Source organism: Acinetobacter amyesii (assembly GCF_023499985.1).
Classification (GTDB): domain Bacteria; phylum Pseudomonadota; class Gammaproteobacteria; order Pseudomonadales; family Moraxellaceae; genus Acinetobacter; species Acinetobacter amyesii.
In genome coordinates this window covers 39,430-55,553 of record NZ_JAMCOU010000038.1, presented here as the reverse complement: position 1 = coordinate 55,553, position 16,124 = coordinate 39,430, and the positions used below count along the sequence as shown (strand labels likewise).

Here is a 16,124-nt window from a genome sequence, read left to right as displayed (position 1 = left end):
ATTGACTATTTTTTGTATTAGGTATTGTGGTTGGAAGTTTTTAAATTATTAATGGATGGTAATGTGAGTAATAGTCTATTAAGAGATACTTTAAATATTGGCCAAAAACTCACAAATAAGGAACTGTCTGAAGTCTTTGGTTGTGGCAACTCTGGCGGAATGCGCCGCTCTAAAAAGACCAATAGTTTGATTCTTATCTCAAGTCATGTCGAATCGATTTATGATGATCGATGGGATGGAAACGTATTGTTCTATACTGGTATGGGACAAAATGGAGATCAATCTCTCGACTTTAACCAAAATAAAACATTGGGCCAGTCTAAGGTAAATGGTGTTCAAGTTTTCTTATTTGAGCAATTTAAGGTCAATAAATATACCTATTTAGGTCCAGTTGAATTAATCAGCGAACCTTATACAGAGCAGCAGCCAGGTCAAAATGGTCGTCTCCGTACAGTGTATATTTTTCCACTAAAATTAAAGACCGGTGAACGTTATATTGATCAGAATGATGTTAAAGCCTGGCAAGAAAAGAAACACAAACAAGCAAAGAAATTGTCACATCAAGAACTTCTAAACCGTGCTTTAAAAAGTAATCCACAAAGCAATGAATACAAGACTACAGTTAAACAATATGCTCGTAATGAATACGTTAGTGAATATGCAAAACGTCTAGCCAATGGTATATGTCAATTATGTAATCAAGCGGCACCATTTCAAGATAACAAAGGAATGCCGTATTTAGAAACACATCACATTGCTTGGTTGGCACGAGGCGGAGAGGATACGATTTTTAACACAGTTGCACTCTGCCCAAACTGTCATAAACGTATGCATGTTTTAGATTTAGAACAAGATAAGGCTCAATTGTTGTCCAAAATACAGAACTCAGCTTTAGAGAACTAAATGCAATGAAAAATATTGAAGTTGTCGCAGCCATCATTCTTAATGATGAAAAAATTTTGGCTGTGCAAAAGGGTAAAGTTAAGTTTGATTATGTGAGTTACAAGTGGGAGTTTCCAGGTGGTAAGGTCGAAATTGATGAAAGCTTAGAACAAGCTATAACAAGGGAAATCCTCGAAGAGCTGAATATACATGTGATACCGGAGCAATTACTCATCACTGTGAAACATAGCTATCCAGATTTTCATTTAGTAATGCATTGTTTCATATGTAATAAAATTGAAGGGAATTTGATACTGAATGAGCATATTCAAGCTGTATGGTTAGACATCGCAGAGCTTCATCATTTGGATTGGGCTGAGGCAGATATTCCAGTTATTCCTGAAATAAAAAACTATCTATTAAGTAAAAGGTCTTATTGAGTTTTTTATGCTTAAGTTTATGATTTTTATAATTAATTTTAGTAATTTTTCAAGCTAATTAGCAACTAAGAATAATTTTAGGATAAACAATGCAACAGTTTTCTGGGTGGGCGGGGTATTGGGGCGAGTTCTTACAAGTAGATAAACAGAGGTTTATTGAACAGTTGAGTAATTATTGCCGAGAATTTGATTGGGCAAAAACTGTTTCAGAACAGCAAATCATGGCATGGCATCACGAGTTTGATGTCATGTACAAAACGCTAAAAAAACTTTCAGAGAATATAGAAGCTTCGTTTTTAAATGAAGCTTGGATTTCGTTTGAACATGAATTGTTTGGAGAGAGTGGTAAACGAGCAGCAGATGTAAATTTAGTGTTGCCATCAGGCGAATTATTTCTGATTGAATTTAAACATAAGAAGCGAGCAAGCCCTGAAGAGATTACGCGTGCTGGTTTTGATTTGAGTACTCTACTTAAGTTTCATAGTGAATCGATAAATTTACATGGTAAAGCATATTTAGTATTAACTCGTGAAGATGCACAGCCTTTTTTTGATGAGTTTATTGTGTGTGATATTGCACAGAATCAAATATTGCATAACCTGAAAGAAGATTTATTGGCATCAATAGCTAAAGGTAAAAAATACGATGTATGTAAATGGCAAAAAGGTGTGTTTTATCGGCAGCCCGGTATTCTTAGTGGCACAGTAGATTTGTTTTATCATCATAAAATGCCAAATTTAAAAAATGAGGCAGCGGAAAATCTTAAAGAAGCAGGTGATGCTTTAATTAAACTTTATGAGCATGCTAGAGATAAAAAGAAACACTATGTTGTGATGGTAAATGGTAGGCCAGGGGCAGGGAAAACTTTATTGGGAATGACTGTAGTAACAGAACTCGCTAGAAAATATAGAAATGAGAACTTAGCACCTTTATTTATCTCGGGGAATGATCCTCTAGTTGAAGTCTTAAGATACACATTAGACTATTATGGTAAGCAACAAAATAAGCATGCAGAAATTGACGGTGCAACCATTATTGAAAAGTTAATTAACTTTAAAAGACAATTTAAATTAAATACACGTGGTAATGCAGCGCAAGAAAATTACATTTTTTTTGATGAGGCACAACGAGCATGGGACTATATTGGTCAGCATGAAAATGAGTCTGAATCGGAGTTGCATCTGTTATGTCGATGGTTAAAGCAAAAAGAGTTTGGTGTACTCGTTTTACTGATAGGTGATGGGCAAGCCATACATAATAAAGAAATGTCCATGAATGAATTCATGACTAAGTTTAATGAAGCGATTGCCAAATATGGGCAAGATTTTCACGTCATTATGCCTACATTACACAGTCATTGTTGTATTGGTTATACGCCGTCAATAAAAGAAATTTTTAATTTAAAGACGCCAATTCGGCAGCATTATACTGAGAAATTAGATCTATGGGTTGAAGCAGTTCTTAGTGGCGATGCAGTTTTAGCGTATAAGTATTCGAAATTATTAGAGTCCTATCCCTTATATATCACGCAAAGTAAAGAAACTGCGGAGTTTTATGCATGTAAATTAAAGTCTGTATTGCATGAAAATGAACAACATCCAACTAAGTTTAGAATGGGATGGTTAGAGTCTAGTCGTGGAAACTCTTTTGGCCAAAGCTTTTTAAAACAGATTGAAAAAGGTAAAGGGCAAATCGGTCCTTGGTATGTTCACCAGCCGGAAGATCCGCAGTCCTGTTGTGCTTTGAATACTTCTAGCACAGAGTTTGTATGTCAAGGTCTAGAAATATCGTTGGCATTATTCCATTGGGGTAATGACTTATTGTTTAGAGATGGGAGATTACAGCCACAACCCAATAAACGTATTAAAGATGAATATACGTTTGGTGCTTACCGCGTTTTATTAAGCCGTGGTAAAAATGGGCTAATTATTAATGCTGAAGATGTGATGACTTATAATTATTTAATTCAATGCGGTGTAAAGACGTTAGATATTTCTTAATAGCTATTGTTATGAACTTAGATTTATCAAATTTGATATAGATTGCGCACTCAAAAAATTAATACATGGATTAAATTAATGAAAAATTTTGAAAATTTGTTAATTGAAAAGAAACTTTATCCTTTACGAGTTAAGAAAAAAATTGTTTGTGAATTATTAGGGATATCTGTAAATCATTTAAGAAACCTAACAATCTTCGATGACAGCTTTCCTAAACCAATAAAAACGGGAACGAAACGTCAAGCAGGTGTTTATTTTGATTATTTAGAAATTGTAGAGTGGCACAATCAACAACTTAAATTAAGAGACCGATGATTTTTATAAGGAACTAAAGATTACAGTAGTAATCTTTAGTTCCTAAAATTTTATTTGAGTTGAAATGGGTTAAAAATTTTTATTGTCATCGGCTTTGATTCTAACTTCCACCATTTTTACTTTTAATTTCGGTGATTTTGTGCCGTATTTTTTGTCAGGTATGATTCGTGTTTGTATGGAACCTGTGACCGAACCATTAATCTGGTGGATGGGGAAATTCACAGTGATTCCAAAATGAGATAAACTCAGTGTGAATTTGAATTACACTTCTGGGAAAAGCAGTTCAAAGCATATGCCTTCTATGCTATTGCTCGCCTGATACATCCCTTGATGAAGTGTCATAATGGATGCCACAATGGATAGTCCTAAACCACCCGTTTGATGGGTGCTTTGTCTACTAGAACTGCATTGATAAAAACGTTCAAAGATATGTGGCAAATGTTGCTGAGAGATTTCTAAACCCCTCGTAGTTACGGATAATACGATCATAGACATGTTATGGATAGTTTTTCGATGACTATGAATATAAATGATCCTATGATTTCCGCCATGAATCAGTGCATTGGAGATTAAATTATATAGTACTTGTTGTAATAATTCTGGATCTGCCACTAATTCAGCTGTATCAAGTTTTAAAACAAAATTGCAGTGTTGTTCTTCGGCTTGATACTCGAAGATGCTAAAAATCTCTTCTATAAATGATTGAAGTTGAATCTTCTGCTTGTTTAAGCAAACTTTTTGTGTATCTGCTCGGGCTAGAAATAACATGCTGTCAATCATTCGTTTTAAACGTTGATAGTCTTCTAAGTTAGAAATCATGACTTCCTGATATTGTGTTGGGCTACGCTCACTCATGAGTAAAATTTCGGTTTGCCCGATTAAATTATTCAATGGGGTTCTAAATTCATGTGCAATGTCTTCTGAAAAACGACTTAGTTGAATATACCCCATTTCAATTCGGTCAAGCATGGCATTGATATCGGATGCCAGTTGTGCAATCTCTTGAGGGGGATAGGGCAGATTGAGTCTCTGTTCAATTTGCTGAATATTTATCGCATGGGTTTGTTCTCGCAAGGTTCTTAATGCTTTTAATCCCAGATGGCTAGCAATCGCACAAAGGATGAAAATCGCCAAGATACCTGTGAAAACATAGATGACGAGTCTCTTTTGAAAAGGTGCAATGATGCCTAAACGTTCAGACCACTGTTTGCCTGCAATTAACAGATACGGCTGGCGATTAATTTGAATGGTTTTCCAGGCAATGCGAGTGGGATGTGCATGCGCCGATAAATCACGAAACTGAATCTGGGGCTGAGGGGTAAATTCAGGCAGCGGAATACCCAAAGGATTGATGTTGATCAGCGCCTGATCACGCTTAATCAATAAAAACAAATTATCCTGATTGCCGAGCATGTTCTGATACAGCTTCGGGCGAGCAATAATCTGTTCAATATTACTACTGTCTTGTAGCAATATTTCTAGTCGCTCAATTCGCTCAACCAAAGCCTGATCTTGCTGAGCAATTAAAATTTGGTTGATACCCAGATAGGTCATAAATGCTACAGCGCACAAGACCATTGCAGCACACCCTGTAACTAATAGTGTTAGTCGGAGTTCTAAAGAGCGAATGGGCTTGAACATTATGCTTCCAATGAAATTTTATAGCCCAAGCCACGAACAGTATGAATTAATTTTATCTCATGCCCCTCGTCAATTTTACTGCGTAAGCGTCGTACTGCGACATCGATAAAATTCGTATCAGTATCAAAATTGATATGCCAAACTTCGGAAGCAATTTGCCTACGCGTAATAATTTCATTTGGGTGCCGTAACATAAAGTGCAATAAATTAAACTCCTTTTTACTGAGTTCTATCAGCTGCTCGTTACGCCAGACTTTATGTTGAATTAAATCCAATTTCAGATTGGCAATTTCTAATTGGTTTTTCTGTACATACTGTTGTCGTCTCAGCAGACTTTTAATACGTGCGAGTAATTCAATATAGGAAAAAGGTTTGGCCAGATAGTCATCGGCACCCAGTTCCAGACCTTTGACCCGATCAATCACCTGATCTTTTGCGGTAAGAAAAATGACTGGAATTTGGGAAAATTGTCTTAAGACTTTCAGGACTGCCCAGCCATCAATATCGGGCAACATCACGTCTAATATAACCATACTATATGCATGCATCTTTAACCTTTCCAAGCCTTCTAGCCCTGAATGGACACATTGCGCCTCATAGCCAGATTCATTTAAGCCTTTAACCAGATATGAAGCGATTTTCACTTCATCTTCGATAATTAGAATACACATTTTGTTTAGGCTCATTTTGAAGATGACAACTTTGTAATGTGATTGTCATCCGTCAAATCATTCAGGTTGTATAAGATCTTTAAAACTTAATTCAGGGTAATCATGATGAATAACCTCAAAGTGCTTATTGCAACAGTAATGCTGATGAGTAGCAATACTTTTGCACAATCCGTTCAATTGAATCAAGTTTATTCACTTGATTCTCAGGCAGCACGAACTCTTGTCGATGCTGCGGTGACTGCGTGTCAAAAAATACAGCACAAAATTGCCGTGGTGGTGATGGATCGGGGCGGAAATACGTTAATGGCAAACAGGCATGAAACTGTCGGACCGCATAATTTGGGCGCAGCTGAAAAGAAAGCCTATACCGCCTTATCGACCAAAACGGCGACCATGTTGTTAAGTCAAAATGCCCATGAAAACAAAGATGCAAAAAATTTAACCACTTTATCCAATCTACTGCTGTTGGGTGGCGGCGTACCTGTGCGTTATGAAAATCAGGTGGTCGGTGCCATTGGCGTTGCCGGAGCAGGGGGTGCAAAAAATGACCATTACTGCGCTGAAACAGCTGTTAAGTCTATTTTCAATCCTTAAGGAATTCATCATGTTTAAAAAATTATTGCCACTTTCAACACTATTGTTGACCTCAATCACTTTCGCACAAACTAACCCTTTAAGTGTGCATGTGTTGAATCTAGAAAATGGTCTACCCTCAGCTCAAGTCGAAGTAGTACTCGAAAAAAGTACTGGGAATAAATGGGTTAAGTTAAATCAGCAATATACTGGTACTAATGGCCGTATTACTAGATTGTTTCCTGAAAATCAGAAGCTTGAAGCAGGTATTTATAAAGTTACTTTTAAAACTGAGGACTGGTTTAAAAAAAATAAGCAAGATACTTTCTTTCCTGAAGTTCCTGTAATTTTTAAGGTAGATGGAAGTGTCAGCCATTATCATATTCCTCTACTTTTAAGTCCTTATGGATATTCGACTTATAGAGGTAACTAAGACTTAACAGGGCTAGTTTAACTAGCCCTTTCATTCGTGCTGAGTCCCTAAACTACAGAAAAATCACAAAAAATTCATGATTGTATTGTTATTCTTTTAGTCAGATTAAAGTCGATAAAGCTTATTAACGCTTCGTGATGATTAAAAACGAGAATGGTATGAATCAATTTTCTGAAGAGGACTTATCCAGAATTATAGAAATGGCTTGGGAAGATCGAACTCCTTTTGAAGCTATTTTATGTGAGTATGGTTTAAATGAAGCGGCGGTGATCCGCTTGATGCGGCAAAATATGAAACCCAGTAGCTTTAAAATGTGGCGTGAACGCGTGACCGGTCGAAAAACCAAGCATCTGCAGCTGCGTTCACCCGATGTAATACGGGCATATTGTTCACGGCAATACAAGCGTTTCTAAGCGTTTGATTTTGAACGCTGTCTGGACTCACGTTTACATCGTTCAGAACAGTATCGTACTTCCTCCCAGCAGCGTTGCCATTTTTTTCGCCAAGTAAAAGGGCGCAAGCAGTGGATACATATTTTTTCAGGGAGATGCTGTTTTTTCATCGTTTATAACTCATTGATCCGGCTAAGAAGCTGCTGGGCATGGCTGATGATCTGCTGCCGATCTTTCAGTTTGTCCAGCTGCCGATAGATCATGCCCATACGTGGATGAGTACGGAATTTCATCTCGTGCCGGATCATGAAATACCAGTACAGGCTGTTGAACGGACAGCTGTCCAGCTCGGTACGGGTTTTGACATTGTAGCTACAGTGCTTGCAGTAATCCGACATCTTATGGATGTAATTGCCCGAAGCCGCATAGGGTTTGCTGGCCATCAAGCCGCCATCGGCATGCATCACCATGCCCAGCGTATTCGGCAGTTCTACCCATGCATAGGCATCAGCATAGATCGCCAGATACCACTCGCTGATCTGCTGCGGGTCTATACCAGTCAATAAGGCAAAATTGCCTGTCACCATCAGACGCTGGATATGATGTGCATAGGCATGCTGAAAGGTATTACGGAAACACTCCGCCATACAGTTCATCCGGGTACGGCCAGTCCAGTAAAACTGCGGCAGCGGCGCTGAGTGCTGTAGTGCATTGCGGCTGGCGTATTCCGGCATGTACAGCCAGTAAATTCCGCGGACATATTCGCGCCAGCCGAGAATCTGCCGGATAAAACCTTCCACTGCATTCAATGGTGCATGACCAGCCTGGTAGGCCGCTTCTGCCGCATCACAGACTTCTCTGGGTAGCAACAGACCACAATTCAAATAAGGCGAGAGCAGGCTGTGAAACAGCATATCTGCGCCCTGAACCATGGCATCCTGATAATCGCCAAAATACGGCAAACTGTGGGTAATGAAATGCTTCAATGCAAGCAGGGCATTGCTGCGCGTGGTGGCCCAGCGAAAATCGGCGAGGCTTCCGAGGTGATGGGAAAACTCGCGTTCAACCAGTTCCAGTACATCCAGATCAATCTGATCGCGTTCAAAATGAAGTGCTGGAGGCAATGGCGGACTGCCAGACCAGGCCTTGCGATTGGCACTGTCATAGTTCCACTGTTGTCCAAGCGGCTGTTGTCCCTGCATCAAGTAGCCGGTCTGCTTGCGCATTTCCCGATAAAAATATTCCATGCGCAGCGTCTGGTAACGGCTGGCCCAGTGCCGGAACTGCTCCGGACTGCAGAAAAAACGCTCATCATTCAGGCACTGTACCGACAGTTGCAGCTGCTGGCTCCAGTGCTGTTCAATCTGCTGCTGCAAGCGGTATTCTCCGCATTGGGTCATGACTAGTTCTGTGACAGGGAACAGTTGTTGCTGTCCCTGCACAAAATCTAGCAGGCTGCGAATCGGACTTCTGGACTGAAAAGCATGATAACGTACACGCCAGCCCTCGGCCTTGAGCTCTTTGGCAAAATGACGCATGGCGCTAAAAATCAGGGCAATTTTCTGCGGATGATGCGCGACATACGTGGCTTCCTCAACCACTTCGGCCATCAGGATCACATCCTGGGTACGGTCCAGCGCTTTGAGCGTAGCAAGCTGATGATGAAGCTGGTCACCCAGAATTAAACCGAAACGCATACCTATCTCAGAACCAGTGAAAGAGAGCGCAGTGTAAAGCGGAACAGTTCAATTTTTTGTGAAAATAAAGATCAACGCGCATGTTGAATCAATTCAACTCGACCAGATGACCAGCTGGCATTGCACAGGAATCATGATTGCTGCAATAAAAGACAGCCATCCCTATAACGCCCAAGCCCGTAGATGAAACTCACGTTGCATGATTCCGAGATGCATAGGCAGTGTGAAAATTATGTGATTTTAATCAAAAAGATACAAATTATTATGATTGTAATTCAGGCAGCTTGCACCTAGTATCTGGCTAGAAGTTACTCCATGTAAGCTTCCTTAGTTTTGTCCCATACACCCCTCTGTATGGGATTTTTTTTAATCAGGGAATTGTCATGAGCATGCATTCAAAAGCGTATATTTTTAGACAGCAGCAATTACTGGTGGATGAGCATTTTCAGTTGCCGCAGGTAGCCAGACTGCAACACGACCTGAACCTGACGGAAAATGGCGAGGTCATTGCCCGTGACCTGAAAGAAGACGAACCGGTGCCGCAAGGTTATCAGCTGGTGCCAATTAGACAACTGGTGCAAGTCTGGAGCAGACCGCAGTTTGAACAGGCCAGCCGTGCGGTACAGTTACTGGAATGGCGCCGTAATCACCGCTTTTGCAGTAAATGCGGTCACGCCACCCAGCAGCACGCCAGCCAGTATGCCATGGTCTGTCCATCCTGTGGCTATAACCAGTATCCGCGGGTGAATCCCTGTGTAATTACCATCATTACCCGGGGTGCAGATGAAATTCTGCTGGCAAAAAATGCCCGCCACAAAACCCAGATGTACAGCCTGATTGCCGGCTTTGTTGAAGTCGGGGAAACCCTGGAAGAGGCAGTCCGCCGTGAAACACTGGAAGAAGTGGGGCTGCAGATCAAGAATATTCAATATCTGGCCAGCCAGCCATGGCCGTTTCCCAGCAACCTGATGATGGCTTTCAAGGCGGAATATCACGCCGGGGACATCCAGATTCAGGAAAATGAACTCAGCGATGCGCAGTTTTTCAAGTTTGACCAGTTACCCGAAATTCCGTTCAAGGGCAGTATCGCCTATGCCATGATTCAGCATGTGATGCATGGAACGCCTGTTGCAGATGACAGCAAAGAATGGCTTTGAAACAGCAATCCTGTTTGGGTCTCTCAAATAAACTGCGCTAACGCCCTGGGTCCTGAATATTCAGATGGCATTTCCTGACCAATAGACCCTGAATCGCATCATTTGATCTTCACACTTTGTTCACATCCAGCTGGGTTATCTTAAGGCTGGAATCAAACAAGGCTAAAAAATGAACATGCGATTCAAGTCTTTTTTTGCAGTGACGGCACTGGCCATCATCAGCTTAAGTACCACGATCCGAGCAGAAACTGCTGCATCTCAGGCAGTCGATCAGGTGGATATCCAGCAGTATGCAGGCAAGTGGTATGAAATTGCGCATTTACCGATGTATTTTCAGCGTAAATGCGTCTCAAATATCACGGCGCAATATAGCCTCAATGCCGATCAGACCATGCGGGTCTTGAATAGTTGCCGGATTGGCAACGGTGAGATGATCAGCTCTGAAGGGGTTGCCTATCCGCAAAATGCAGGCAACAGCAAACTGAAGGTCAGTTTTTTGCCTCCAGGCTTAAGATGGATTCCATTTACTAAAGGACATTACTGGGTATTACGAGTGGATCCGGAATATAAAGTGGCGCTGGTGGGTGGACCGAGTAATAAATATCTGTGGATCTTATCGCGTGAACCACAACTCGATGAAGCCACCTATCAGTCCTATCTGGAAACCGCAAAACATTATGGTTATGACGTGACAAAACTGATCAAATTGCCGCATTAATCTGTTACCCTTTTGCCGAACTGCCTAGTCTCTCTACAGTTCGGCTTTTTTTTATTTACTTCACATAAAATTCATATCTGACTGATTACACTCATCAAATAGAATAAAGACAATCGCTTGAAAATAGGATGAGTCCATGTTGAAAAGTCTAATTCGATGGATAGACAGCTGGTCTACACCCACAGCGCCCAAAACCCTGACTGCTGAAAATAGTAAAATTCAGTGGTTCAGAATTTTACCCTTTATTCTACTGCATCTGGCCTGTCTGGCAGTATTCTGGGTGGAGGTATCGTGGTTTGCACTGGGTTTCATGCTCGCATTCTACCTAATCCGTATGTTTTCCATTACGGCCTTTTTTCATCGCTATCTGTCACATAAAACTTTTCAGACTTCGCGTCCGGTGCAATTCCTGTTTGTGTTAATTGGAACTATGAGTGCACAGCGTGGTCCGCTATGGTGGGCGGCCCATCACCGTTATCACCACCGCTATACCGATACACTACAAGATCCACACTCCTCAACACATGGTTTTTGGTACAGCCACGTTGGCTGGTTTTTAAACGAATATAACTTTGCCACGCGTAAAGAAGTCATTAGAGATTGGCTGAAATATCCGGAACTGATCTGGCTGGACCGTTTCAGTTTAATTGTGGTGGTGCTGACCGCGGGCGGTATTTATGCGCTAGGGGAGTGGTTGGCTATGACCTGGCCGCAACTCGGTACCTCCGGCCTGCAATTGCTGGTCTGGGGGTTTGTGGTCTCCACTGTGTTGCTGCTCCATGCCACTTTGTGTATTAACTCATTGGCGCATCATTATGGCGGCCGGGATTTTGACACTGAAGATCACAGCCGCAACAACTTATTTCTGTCCATCATTACCTTGGGCGAAGGCTGGCACAACAATCACCATTATTATGCCGGCAGTACACGGCAGGGTTTTTACTGGTGGCAGATTGATGTGACCTATTACCTGCTGAAACTCATGTCTTTGTTCGGGCTGGTCTGGGGACTCAAGCCCATTCCCGCACGTGTCTATGATGTCAGTAAAATTGCCCGGGCTCGAAAACAGAAAAAAGCTGCCAAGACCGGCACTCCGACTATTCATTCAAAGGAATCACCATGAAAATTGCAATTATTGGTTCAGGTATTTCCGGTCTGTACGCTGCCTGGAAACTCAGCAAAGCGCATGAAGTCATAGTCTTTGAAAAGAATAACTACTTTGGTGGTCATACCGATACCCATCAGCTGAATATCGATGGTGAACAGGTTGCGGTGGACAGTGGCTTTATTGTCTTTAATGAGCATAACTATCCGCTGTTTTGCTCGATGCTAAAAGAACTTGGGATTCAATCGCAAAGCAGTGACATGAGCTTTTCGGTGAATAATCAGGTCAGTGGCTTACAGTACAATCCTTCAAAAAAATTCTCGTTATTGTTCCGACCTCAAAACTTTTTTAATGCAGATTTTCGCGCGATGTTGTCGGATTTGTTCCGTTTCTATGCGGCCAATAAAGATCTGGATGTGGAACAGGTCGATGCACAGCTCAGTATTGATGAGTATTTAAATCAACATGGTTATAGCGATGCCTTCCGTCAGGAACATCTCTATCCGATGTGTGGAGCGCTGTGGTCCTGTCCGGTGGAACAGGCCGGACAGATTCCCTATAAATTTGTGGTGAGCTTTTTCCAGCACCATCGCATGTTGCAACTGAAAGACCGGCCGTTATGGCTCACGGTCAAGGGTGGATCGGCTCGCTACGTTCGTGCGATTCAGTCCCAGACGAATATTATCTTCCGCAAAACGGGTGTGCTTCATGTATCCCGTAGTTCCAATGGTGTACTGGTTGAAACAGCACAGGGCAGTGAGCGTTTTGACTGGGTAATCTTTGCCAGTCATGCTGACGACAGCCTGAAACTACTTAAAGATCCGACAGCGCAGGAGCTGGACGTGCTGGGCAAGTTCCGCTATCAGGCTAACCGTATGGTGGTGCATTCTGATACCCGCATCATGCCCAAATCCCGTCGTCAATGGGCCAGCTGGCATGTGCATGTCACCCCGAGTCAGGCAGCTGAACAGACGCCATTCCAGCACAGCGGTATGCACTATGGTTTCAGTTACTGGATGAACCAGTTGCAAAACCTGCAATGCAAGACTCAGGTCTTTGCCACCCTGAATCCTAACTTTGCCTTGGATCCGAAAAAGGTCTGGGTCGAACGGCATTACCGTCATCCGGTGTTTGATGCCCCCGCAATTGAAGCCCAACAACGCTGGGCCGAGATCAATAGCCAGAACCGCACTTCATACTGTGGTGCTTACTGGGGCTGGGGCTTTCATGAGGATGGGGCGCGTAGCGCATCATGGGTAGTCGATCAGCTATTGAAACAGGCCGAACAGGCCGCCTAGGAGCACATGATGCAGATGTATCCACTGGCGATTGCCTCTGCCGAAATCCGGCACCGACGTTATTTGCCCAAAGCCCATGCTTTTGAGACCCAGCTAACCTATCTATGGTTTGATCCGGATCAGCTCGCGACCTTTACCGGTAAATCCTGGCTCTGGTCTTCCAGCCGCTGGAATTTTCTGACCTTGGATGAGCGCGATTTTCTGAGCATGGAATGTGGTTCAATCCGGCAGAAAGTTGCACGCCTGCTAATCAAGCGGGAAAACTATCTGTTACCGCATGCCGCTTCCATCCGGGTGCTGGCCTTGCCGCGCACACTGGGTTTCCGTTTCAATTCCGTAGTGTTTTATCTGGTCTTTGGTGCCACCGACCAGTTGCTCTTTGTGCTGAGTGAAATCACCAACACACCGTGGAATGAACGACAGGTCTACATTCACGACTGCCGGAACAATGCAGACGAACATGCGCCGTACCAGAGTCACCAGTTTGACTTTAAAAAGGCCTTTCATGTGTCGCCGTTCATGCCGATGGGGCTGGATTATCGCTGGCGCTTCAGCTTTTCGGATAGGCAGAACGTGATTCATATGCAGCTGTTTGAGCAGGGAATCTTGCAATTCGATGCCACCCTGAAATTTTCCTTGCAGGCCATCACGGTTCCTTCACAGCAGCATCGCTATGCTGTACTGAAAGTTCTTGAACCCTTCAGGATGGTCAGCGGAATTTATCTGCACGCCTTTCGTTTATGGAAAAAGAAAATTCCGTTTTACCGACATCCTAAAAAAGAAAAAGGAAATACATTGCGATGAAAACACTATTCATGGGAGAGCAAAGCACACTGCCGGTGGTACTGCGCCACCTGCTGAAATTACGCCATGGTCAGCTGATTTTTAAAGGTGTCTGGAACGGGGCTGTCGGGGAAAATAGCGATTTACAGGCGGTGATACAGGTGCATGATGTCCGTCTGATGGATCTACTGTTCCGTAATGGTGTACTGGGTGCTGCCGAAGGTTTTATCCGTGGCTACTGGAGCAGTGAAGATCTGGTCGATGTGATCCGCATTTTGGCACGTAACCGCGATGTGCTGGATCTGATGAATCAGAATGCAGTGGCCAAAGCCAGCCAGTTACTGTTAAAGGTCTGGTATAAATCGCGCAAGAATTCGATTGATGGCAGCCGCAAAAATATTGCCGAGCATTATGACCTGAGTAATGACTTTTTCAAGCTGTTCCTGGATTACAGCATGATGTATTCCAGTGCGGTGTTTAAAGAGCCGGGCATGAGCCTGGAACAGGCTTCGGATTATAAAAAAGAGCTGATCTGCCAGAAACTGCAACTCAAACCGATGGATCATTTGGTCGAAATTGGCAGCGGCTGGGGCGGTTTTGCCATTTATGCCGCGCAGCAGTATGGCTGCAAAGTCACCACCATCACCATTTCCAGAGCACAGTATGATGAAGCCGTGGCCCGGGTCGCTGCAGCCGGACTGTCACATCGTGTGACTGTGCAGCTGAAAGATTACCGCTTACTGGAAGGCAAATACGACAAGCTGGTGTCGATTGAAATGATCGAGGCCGTAGGTGAGCAGTATTTACCAACTTATTTCCGAAAATGCCGCGAGCTCCTCAAGCCGAATGGTCTAGCCTTGATACAGGCGATTACGATTGAAGATGCACGCTATGCCAAAGCCCTGAATACCGTGGACTATATCAAGCGCTATATTTTCCCGGGCAGTTTTATTCCCTGTATCAGTGTCATGACCCAGACCGCTTCCGAACAAAAACTGCGACTCAAACATCTGCAAGATATCGGCCAGAGCTATGCCCAGACCTTGCACTGCTGGCGTCAGCGTTTCTTGCAGCAGCATGATCAGGTACTTGGGCTTGGTTTTGATGAGCGTTTTATCCGCATGTGGGATTTTTATCTGTGTTATTGCGAAGGTGGCTTCCGCGAAGGCGTGATCAGTGATGTACATCTGCTGTTCGAAGCCAGTGCCTACTAAGCCAAGATAAAACAGGAGGGCCGAAATGCTGCTGAATTTACTGATGCTGAATGTCTTTATCATGCTCTGTAGCTGGGTGTTGGTGACCTATAACCGCAGAGCAGGGCTGGTCGATGTCGCTTGGAGTTTCAGTATTGCCCTCAATGTGATTATTGCCGCTTGGGCGATTGACAGTGCACCGATCTTGGTTCGCTTATTTCTGGGACTGGCGAGTGGGATCTGGTTTTCACGGCTGACTTGGCATCTGTTACGGCGCTATGCCAGTGAAACCCAAGAAGACACGCGTTATGCCAACATGCGCCGAGCGATGGGGGATTATCAGCATCTTGGTTTTCTGATGTTTTTTATATTTCAGGCAGGTTTGGCTCTACTGTTTTCTTACCCAATGCTGAAGCTGGTAAGTATCTCGACCGAGCAATGGAATGACTGGACTTTGGTCACTGTGATTGTGGCGGGCATGATCATGCTATCCGCTTTGATAGGCGAAAGCACTGCCGACCAACAACTTTACCGTTTTAAGCTAGATCCACAGAATCAAGGTAAAACCATGGATCAGGGACTCTGGAAATATTCGCGCCATCCGAATTATTTTTTTGAATGGCTGCACTGGTTTGCCTATCCGGTCCTTGGTCTGGCAGCAGGTGCCTATGGATTATGGATTTATCCGCTGCTGATGTGGCTGTTTCTGTACTACATCACCGGGATTCCCTTTAGTGAACAACAGGCGCTGGAACATCGCGGCGACAACTATAAAGACTATCAACGACGAACTTCAATGTTTATTCCGTGGCCACCCAAACAGTAG

At 43.1% G+C, this 16,124-nt stretch carries 18 protein-coding genes and 1 pseudogene; 15 read left to right on the top strand and 4 right to left on the bottom strand.

What is annotated here, in order from left to right; translation table 11 throughout:
- Positions 1-63: 63 nt before the first annotated feature.
- The 5 genes and pseudogenes from M5F03_RS14830 to M5F03_RS14810 form a co-directional block, all read left to right on the top strand.
- Positions 64-903 carry an HNH endonuclease gene (locus tag M5F03_RS14830; RefSeq protein ID WP_249708781.1) on the top strand — a complete coding sequence of 280 codons (840 nt, stop codon included), beginning with the start codon at positions 64-66 and terminating at the stop codon, positions 901-903.
- A gap of 5 nt (positions 904-908) precedes the next feature.
- Entirely contained in the window at positions 909-1,322 is a 414-nt protein-coding gene (locus M5F03_RS14825) for a (deoxy)nucleoside triphosphate pyrophosphohydrolase (protein WP_249708779.1), read from the top strand.
- Between the two features lie 89 nt (positions 1,323-1,411).
- On the top strand, positions 1,412-3,322 hold the full coding sequence (locus M5F03_RS14820; protein ID WP_249708777.1) for a DNA/RNA helicase domain-containing protein: 1,911 nt from the start codon (positions 1,412-1,414) through the stop codon (positions 3,320-3,322).
- A gap of 78 nt (positions 3,323-3,400) precedes the next feature.
- On the top strand, positions 3,401-3,637 hold the full coding sequence (locus M5F03_RS14815; protein ID WP_249708776.1) for a helix-turn-helix transcriptional regulator: 237 nt from the start codon (positions 3,401-3,403) through the stop codon (positions 3,635-3,637).
- A gap of 138 nt (positions 3,638-3,775) precedes the next feature.
- Positions 3,776-3,880 (top strand): annotated as a pseudogene (locus M5F03_RS14810) (ABC transporter ATP-binding protein); the annotation flags it as partial.
- An 18-nt stretch (positions 3,881-3,898) separates the two neighbouring features.
- Here M5F03_RS14810 and M5F03_RS14805 read toward each other — a convergent pair.
- Positions 3,899-5,281 (bottom strand): heavy metal sensor histidine kinase, encoded by a 1,383-nt coding sequence (locus M5F03_RS14805; RefSeq protein WP_249682376.1) that lies wholly within the window; start codon positions 5,279-5,281, stop codon positions 3,899-3,901.
- Positions 5,278-5,949, bottom strand: coding sequence for a heavy metal response regulator transcription factor (locus tag M5F03_RS14800; RefSeq protein WP_180153294.1), 672 nt, complete (start codon positions 5,947-5,949; stop codon positions 5,278-5,280). The genes M5F03_RS14805 and M5F03_RS14800 overlap by 4 nt, the downstream gene beginning before the upstream one ends.
- 105 nt (positions 5,950-6,054) lie before the next feature.
- Here M5F03_RS14800 and M5F03_RS14795 point away from each other — a divergent pair, with 105 nt between their 5' ends.
- From M5F03_RS14795 to M5F03_RS14785, 3 genes are all read left to right on the top strand, one after another.
- Positions 6,055-6,543: a GlcG/HbpS family heme-binding protein gene (locus tag M5F03_RS14795; protein WP_249682190.1), complete on the top strand. Its 489-nt coding sequence runs from the start codon at positions 6,055-6,057 to the stop codon at positions 6,541-6,543.
- Between the two features lie 10 nt (positions 6,544-6,553).
- Positions 6,554-6,955, top strand: coding sequence for a hydroxyisourate hydrolase (uraH, locus tag M5F03_RS14790; RefSeq protein ID WP_249708775.1), 402 nt, complete (start codon positions 6,554-6,556; stop codon positions 6,953-6,955).
- Positions 6,956-7,113: 158 nt separating this feature from the next.
- On the top strand, positions 7,114-7,368 hold the full coding sequence (locus tag M5F03_RS14785; RefSeq protein WP_249708774.1) for a TIGR03643 family protein: 255 nt from the start codon (positions 7,114-7,116) through the stop codon (positions 7,366-7,368).
- On the opposite strand, the gene M5F03_RS14780 is transcribed toward M5F03_RS14785, so the two are convergent.
- Both M5F03_RS14780 and M5F03_RS14775 read right to left on the bottom strand, forming a co-directional pair.
- Positions 7,365-7,517, bottom strand: a complete 153-nt coding sequence (locus M5F03_RS14780; RefSeq protein WP_160241406.1) for a DUF2256 domain-containing protein — start codon at positions 7,515-7,517, stop codon at positions 7,365-7,367. The genes M5F03_RS14785 and M5F03_RS14780 overlap by 4 nt on opposite strands.
- A 3-nt stretch (positions 7,518-7,520) precedes the next feature.
- Positions 7,521-9,044, bottom strand: a complete 1,524-nt coding sequence (locus tag M5F03_RS14775) for a cryptochrome/photolyase family protein (protein WP_249708773.1) — start codon at positions 9,042-9,044, stop codon at positions 7,521-7,523.
- Positions 9,045-9,427: 383 nt separating this feature from the next.
- On the opposite strand from M5F03_RS14775, the gene nudC reads away from it, so the two are divergent.
- The 7 genes from nudC (at position 9,428) to M5F03_RS14740 (ending at position 16,124) form a co-directional block, all read left to right on the top strand.
- Positions 9,428-10,201, top strand: a complete 774-nt coding sequence (gene nudC, locus M5F03_RS14770) for an NAD(+) diphosphatase (protein WP_249708772.1) — start codon at positions 9,428-9,430, stop codon at positions 10,199-10,201.
- 169 nt (positions 10,202-10,370) lie between these two features.
- Positions 10,371-10,919 (top strand): lipocalin family protein, encoded by a 549-nt coding sequence (locus tag M5F03_RS14765; protein ID WP_249708771.1) that lies wholly within the window; start codon positions 10,371-10,373, stop codon positions 10,917-10,919.
- 136 nt (positions 10,920-11,055) lie between these two features.
- Positions 11,056-12,042 carry an acyl-CoA desaturase gene (locus tag M5F03_RS14760; protein ID WP_249708770.1) on the top strand — a complete coding sequence of 329 codons (987 nt, stop codon included), beginning with the start codon at positions 11,056-11,058 and terminating at the stop codon, positions 12,040-12,042.
- Entirely contained in the window at positions 12,039-13,322 is a 1,284-nt protein-coding gene (locus M5F03_RS14755; RefSeq protein WP_180102710.1) for an NAD(P)/FAD-dependent oxidoreductase, read from the top strand. Before M5F03_RS14760 ends, M5F03_RS14755 begins: the two co-directional genes overlap by 4 nt.
- Before the next feature lie 9 nt (positions 13,323-13,331).
- Positions 13,332-14,126 carry a DUF1365 domain-containing protein gene (locus M5F03_RS14750; RefSeq protein WP_180024909.1) on the top strand — a complete coding sequence of 265 codons (795 nt, stop codon included), beginning with the start codon at positions 13,332-13,334 and terminating at the stop codon, positions 14,124-14,126.
- The gene (locus tag M5F03_RS14745; RefSeq protein ID WP_249708769.1) at positions 14,123-15,319 is read left to right on the top strand and encodes an SAM-dependent methyltransferase; all 1,197 of its coding nucleotides are present in this window, start codon (positions 14,123-14,125) and stop codon (positions 15,317-15,319) included. Before M5F03_RS14750 ends, M5F03_RS14745 begins: the two co-directional genes overlap by 4 nt.
- 25 nt (positions 15,320-15,344) lie before the next feature.
- Positions 15,345-16,124 carry a DUF1295 domain-containing protein gene (locus M5F03_RS14740; RefSeq protein ID WP_249708768.1) on the top strand — a complete coding sequence of 260 codons (780 nt, stop codon included), beginning with the start codon at positions 15,345-15,347 and terminating at the stop codon, positions 16,122-16,124.

Bases quoted from the DNA above. Each gene is read 5' to 3' on its own strand.
- M5F03_RS14825 (WP_249708779.1), top strand. From the start codon at position 909: ATGAAAAATATTGAAGTTGTCGCAGCCATCATTCTTAATGATGAAAAA.
- M5F03_RS14820 (WP_249708777.1), top strand. From the start codon at position 1,412: ATGCAACAGTTTTCTGGGTGGGCGGGGTATTGGGGCGAGTTCTTACAA.
- M5F03_RS14815 (WP_249708776.1), top strand. From the start codon at position 3,401: ATGAAAAATTTTGAAAATTTGTTAATTGAAAAGAAACTTTATCCTTTA.
- M5F03_RS14800 (WP_180153294.1), bottom strand. From the start codon at position 5,949: ATGTGTATTCTAATTATCGAAGATGAAGTGAAAATCGCTTCATATCTG.
- M5F03_RS14795 (WP_249682190.1), top strand. From the start codon at position 6,055: ATGAATAACCTCAAAGTGCTTATTGCAACAGTAATGCTGATGAGTAGC.
- uraH (WP_249708775.1), top strand. From the start codon at position 6,554: ATGTTTAAAAAATTATTGCCACTTTCAACACTATTGTTGACCTCAATC.
- M5F03_RS14785 (WP_249708774.1), top strand. From the start codon at position 7,114: ATGAATCAATTTTCTGAAGAGGACTTATCCAGAATTATAGAAATGGCT.
- M5F03_RS14780 (WP_160241406.1), bottom strand. From the start codon at position 7,517: ATGAAAAAACAGCATCTCCCTGAAAAAATATGTATCCACTGCTTGCGC.
- M5F03_RS14775 (WP_249708773.1), bottom strand. From the start codon at position 9,044: ATGCGTTTCGGTTTAATTCTGGGTGACCAGCTTCATCATCAGCTTGCT.
- nudC (WP_249708772.1), top strand. From the start codon at position 9,428: ATGAGCATGCATTCAAAAGCGTATATTTTTAGACAGCAGCAATTACTG.
- M5F03_RS14765 (WP_249708771.1), top strand. From the start codon at position 10,371: ATGAACATGCGATTCAAGTCTTTTTTTGCAGTGACGGCACTGGCCATC.
- M5F03_RS14760 (WP_249708770.1), top strand. From the start codon at position 11,056: ATGTTGAAAAGTCTAATTCGATGGATAGACAGCTGGTCTACACCCACA.
- M5F03_RS14755 (WP_180102710.1), top strand. From the start codon at position 12,039: ATGAAAATTGCAATTATTGGTTCAGGTATTTCCGGTCTGTACGCTGCC.
- M5F03_RS14750 (WP_180024909.1), top strand. From the start codon at position 13,332: ATGCAGATGTATCCACTGGCGATTGCCTCTGCCGAAATCCGGCACCGA.
- M5F03_RS14745 (WP_249708769.1), top strand. From the start codon at position 14,123: ATGAAAACACTATTCATGGGAGAGCAAAGCACACTGCCGGTGGTACTG.
- M5F03_RS14740 (WP_249708768.1), top strand. From the start codon at position 15,345: ATGCTGCTGAATTTACTGATGCTGAATGTCTTTATCATGCTCTGTAGC.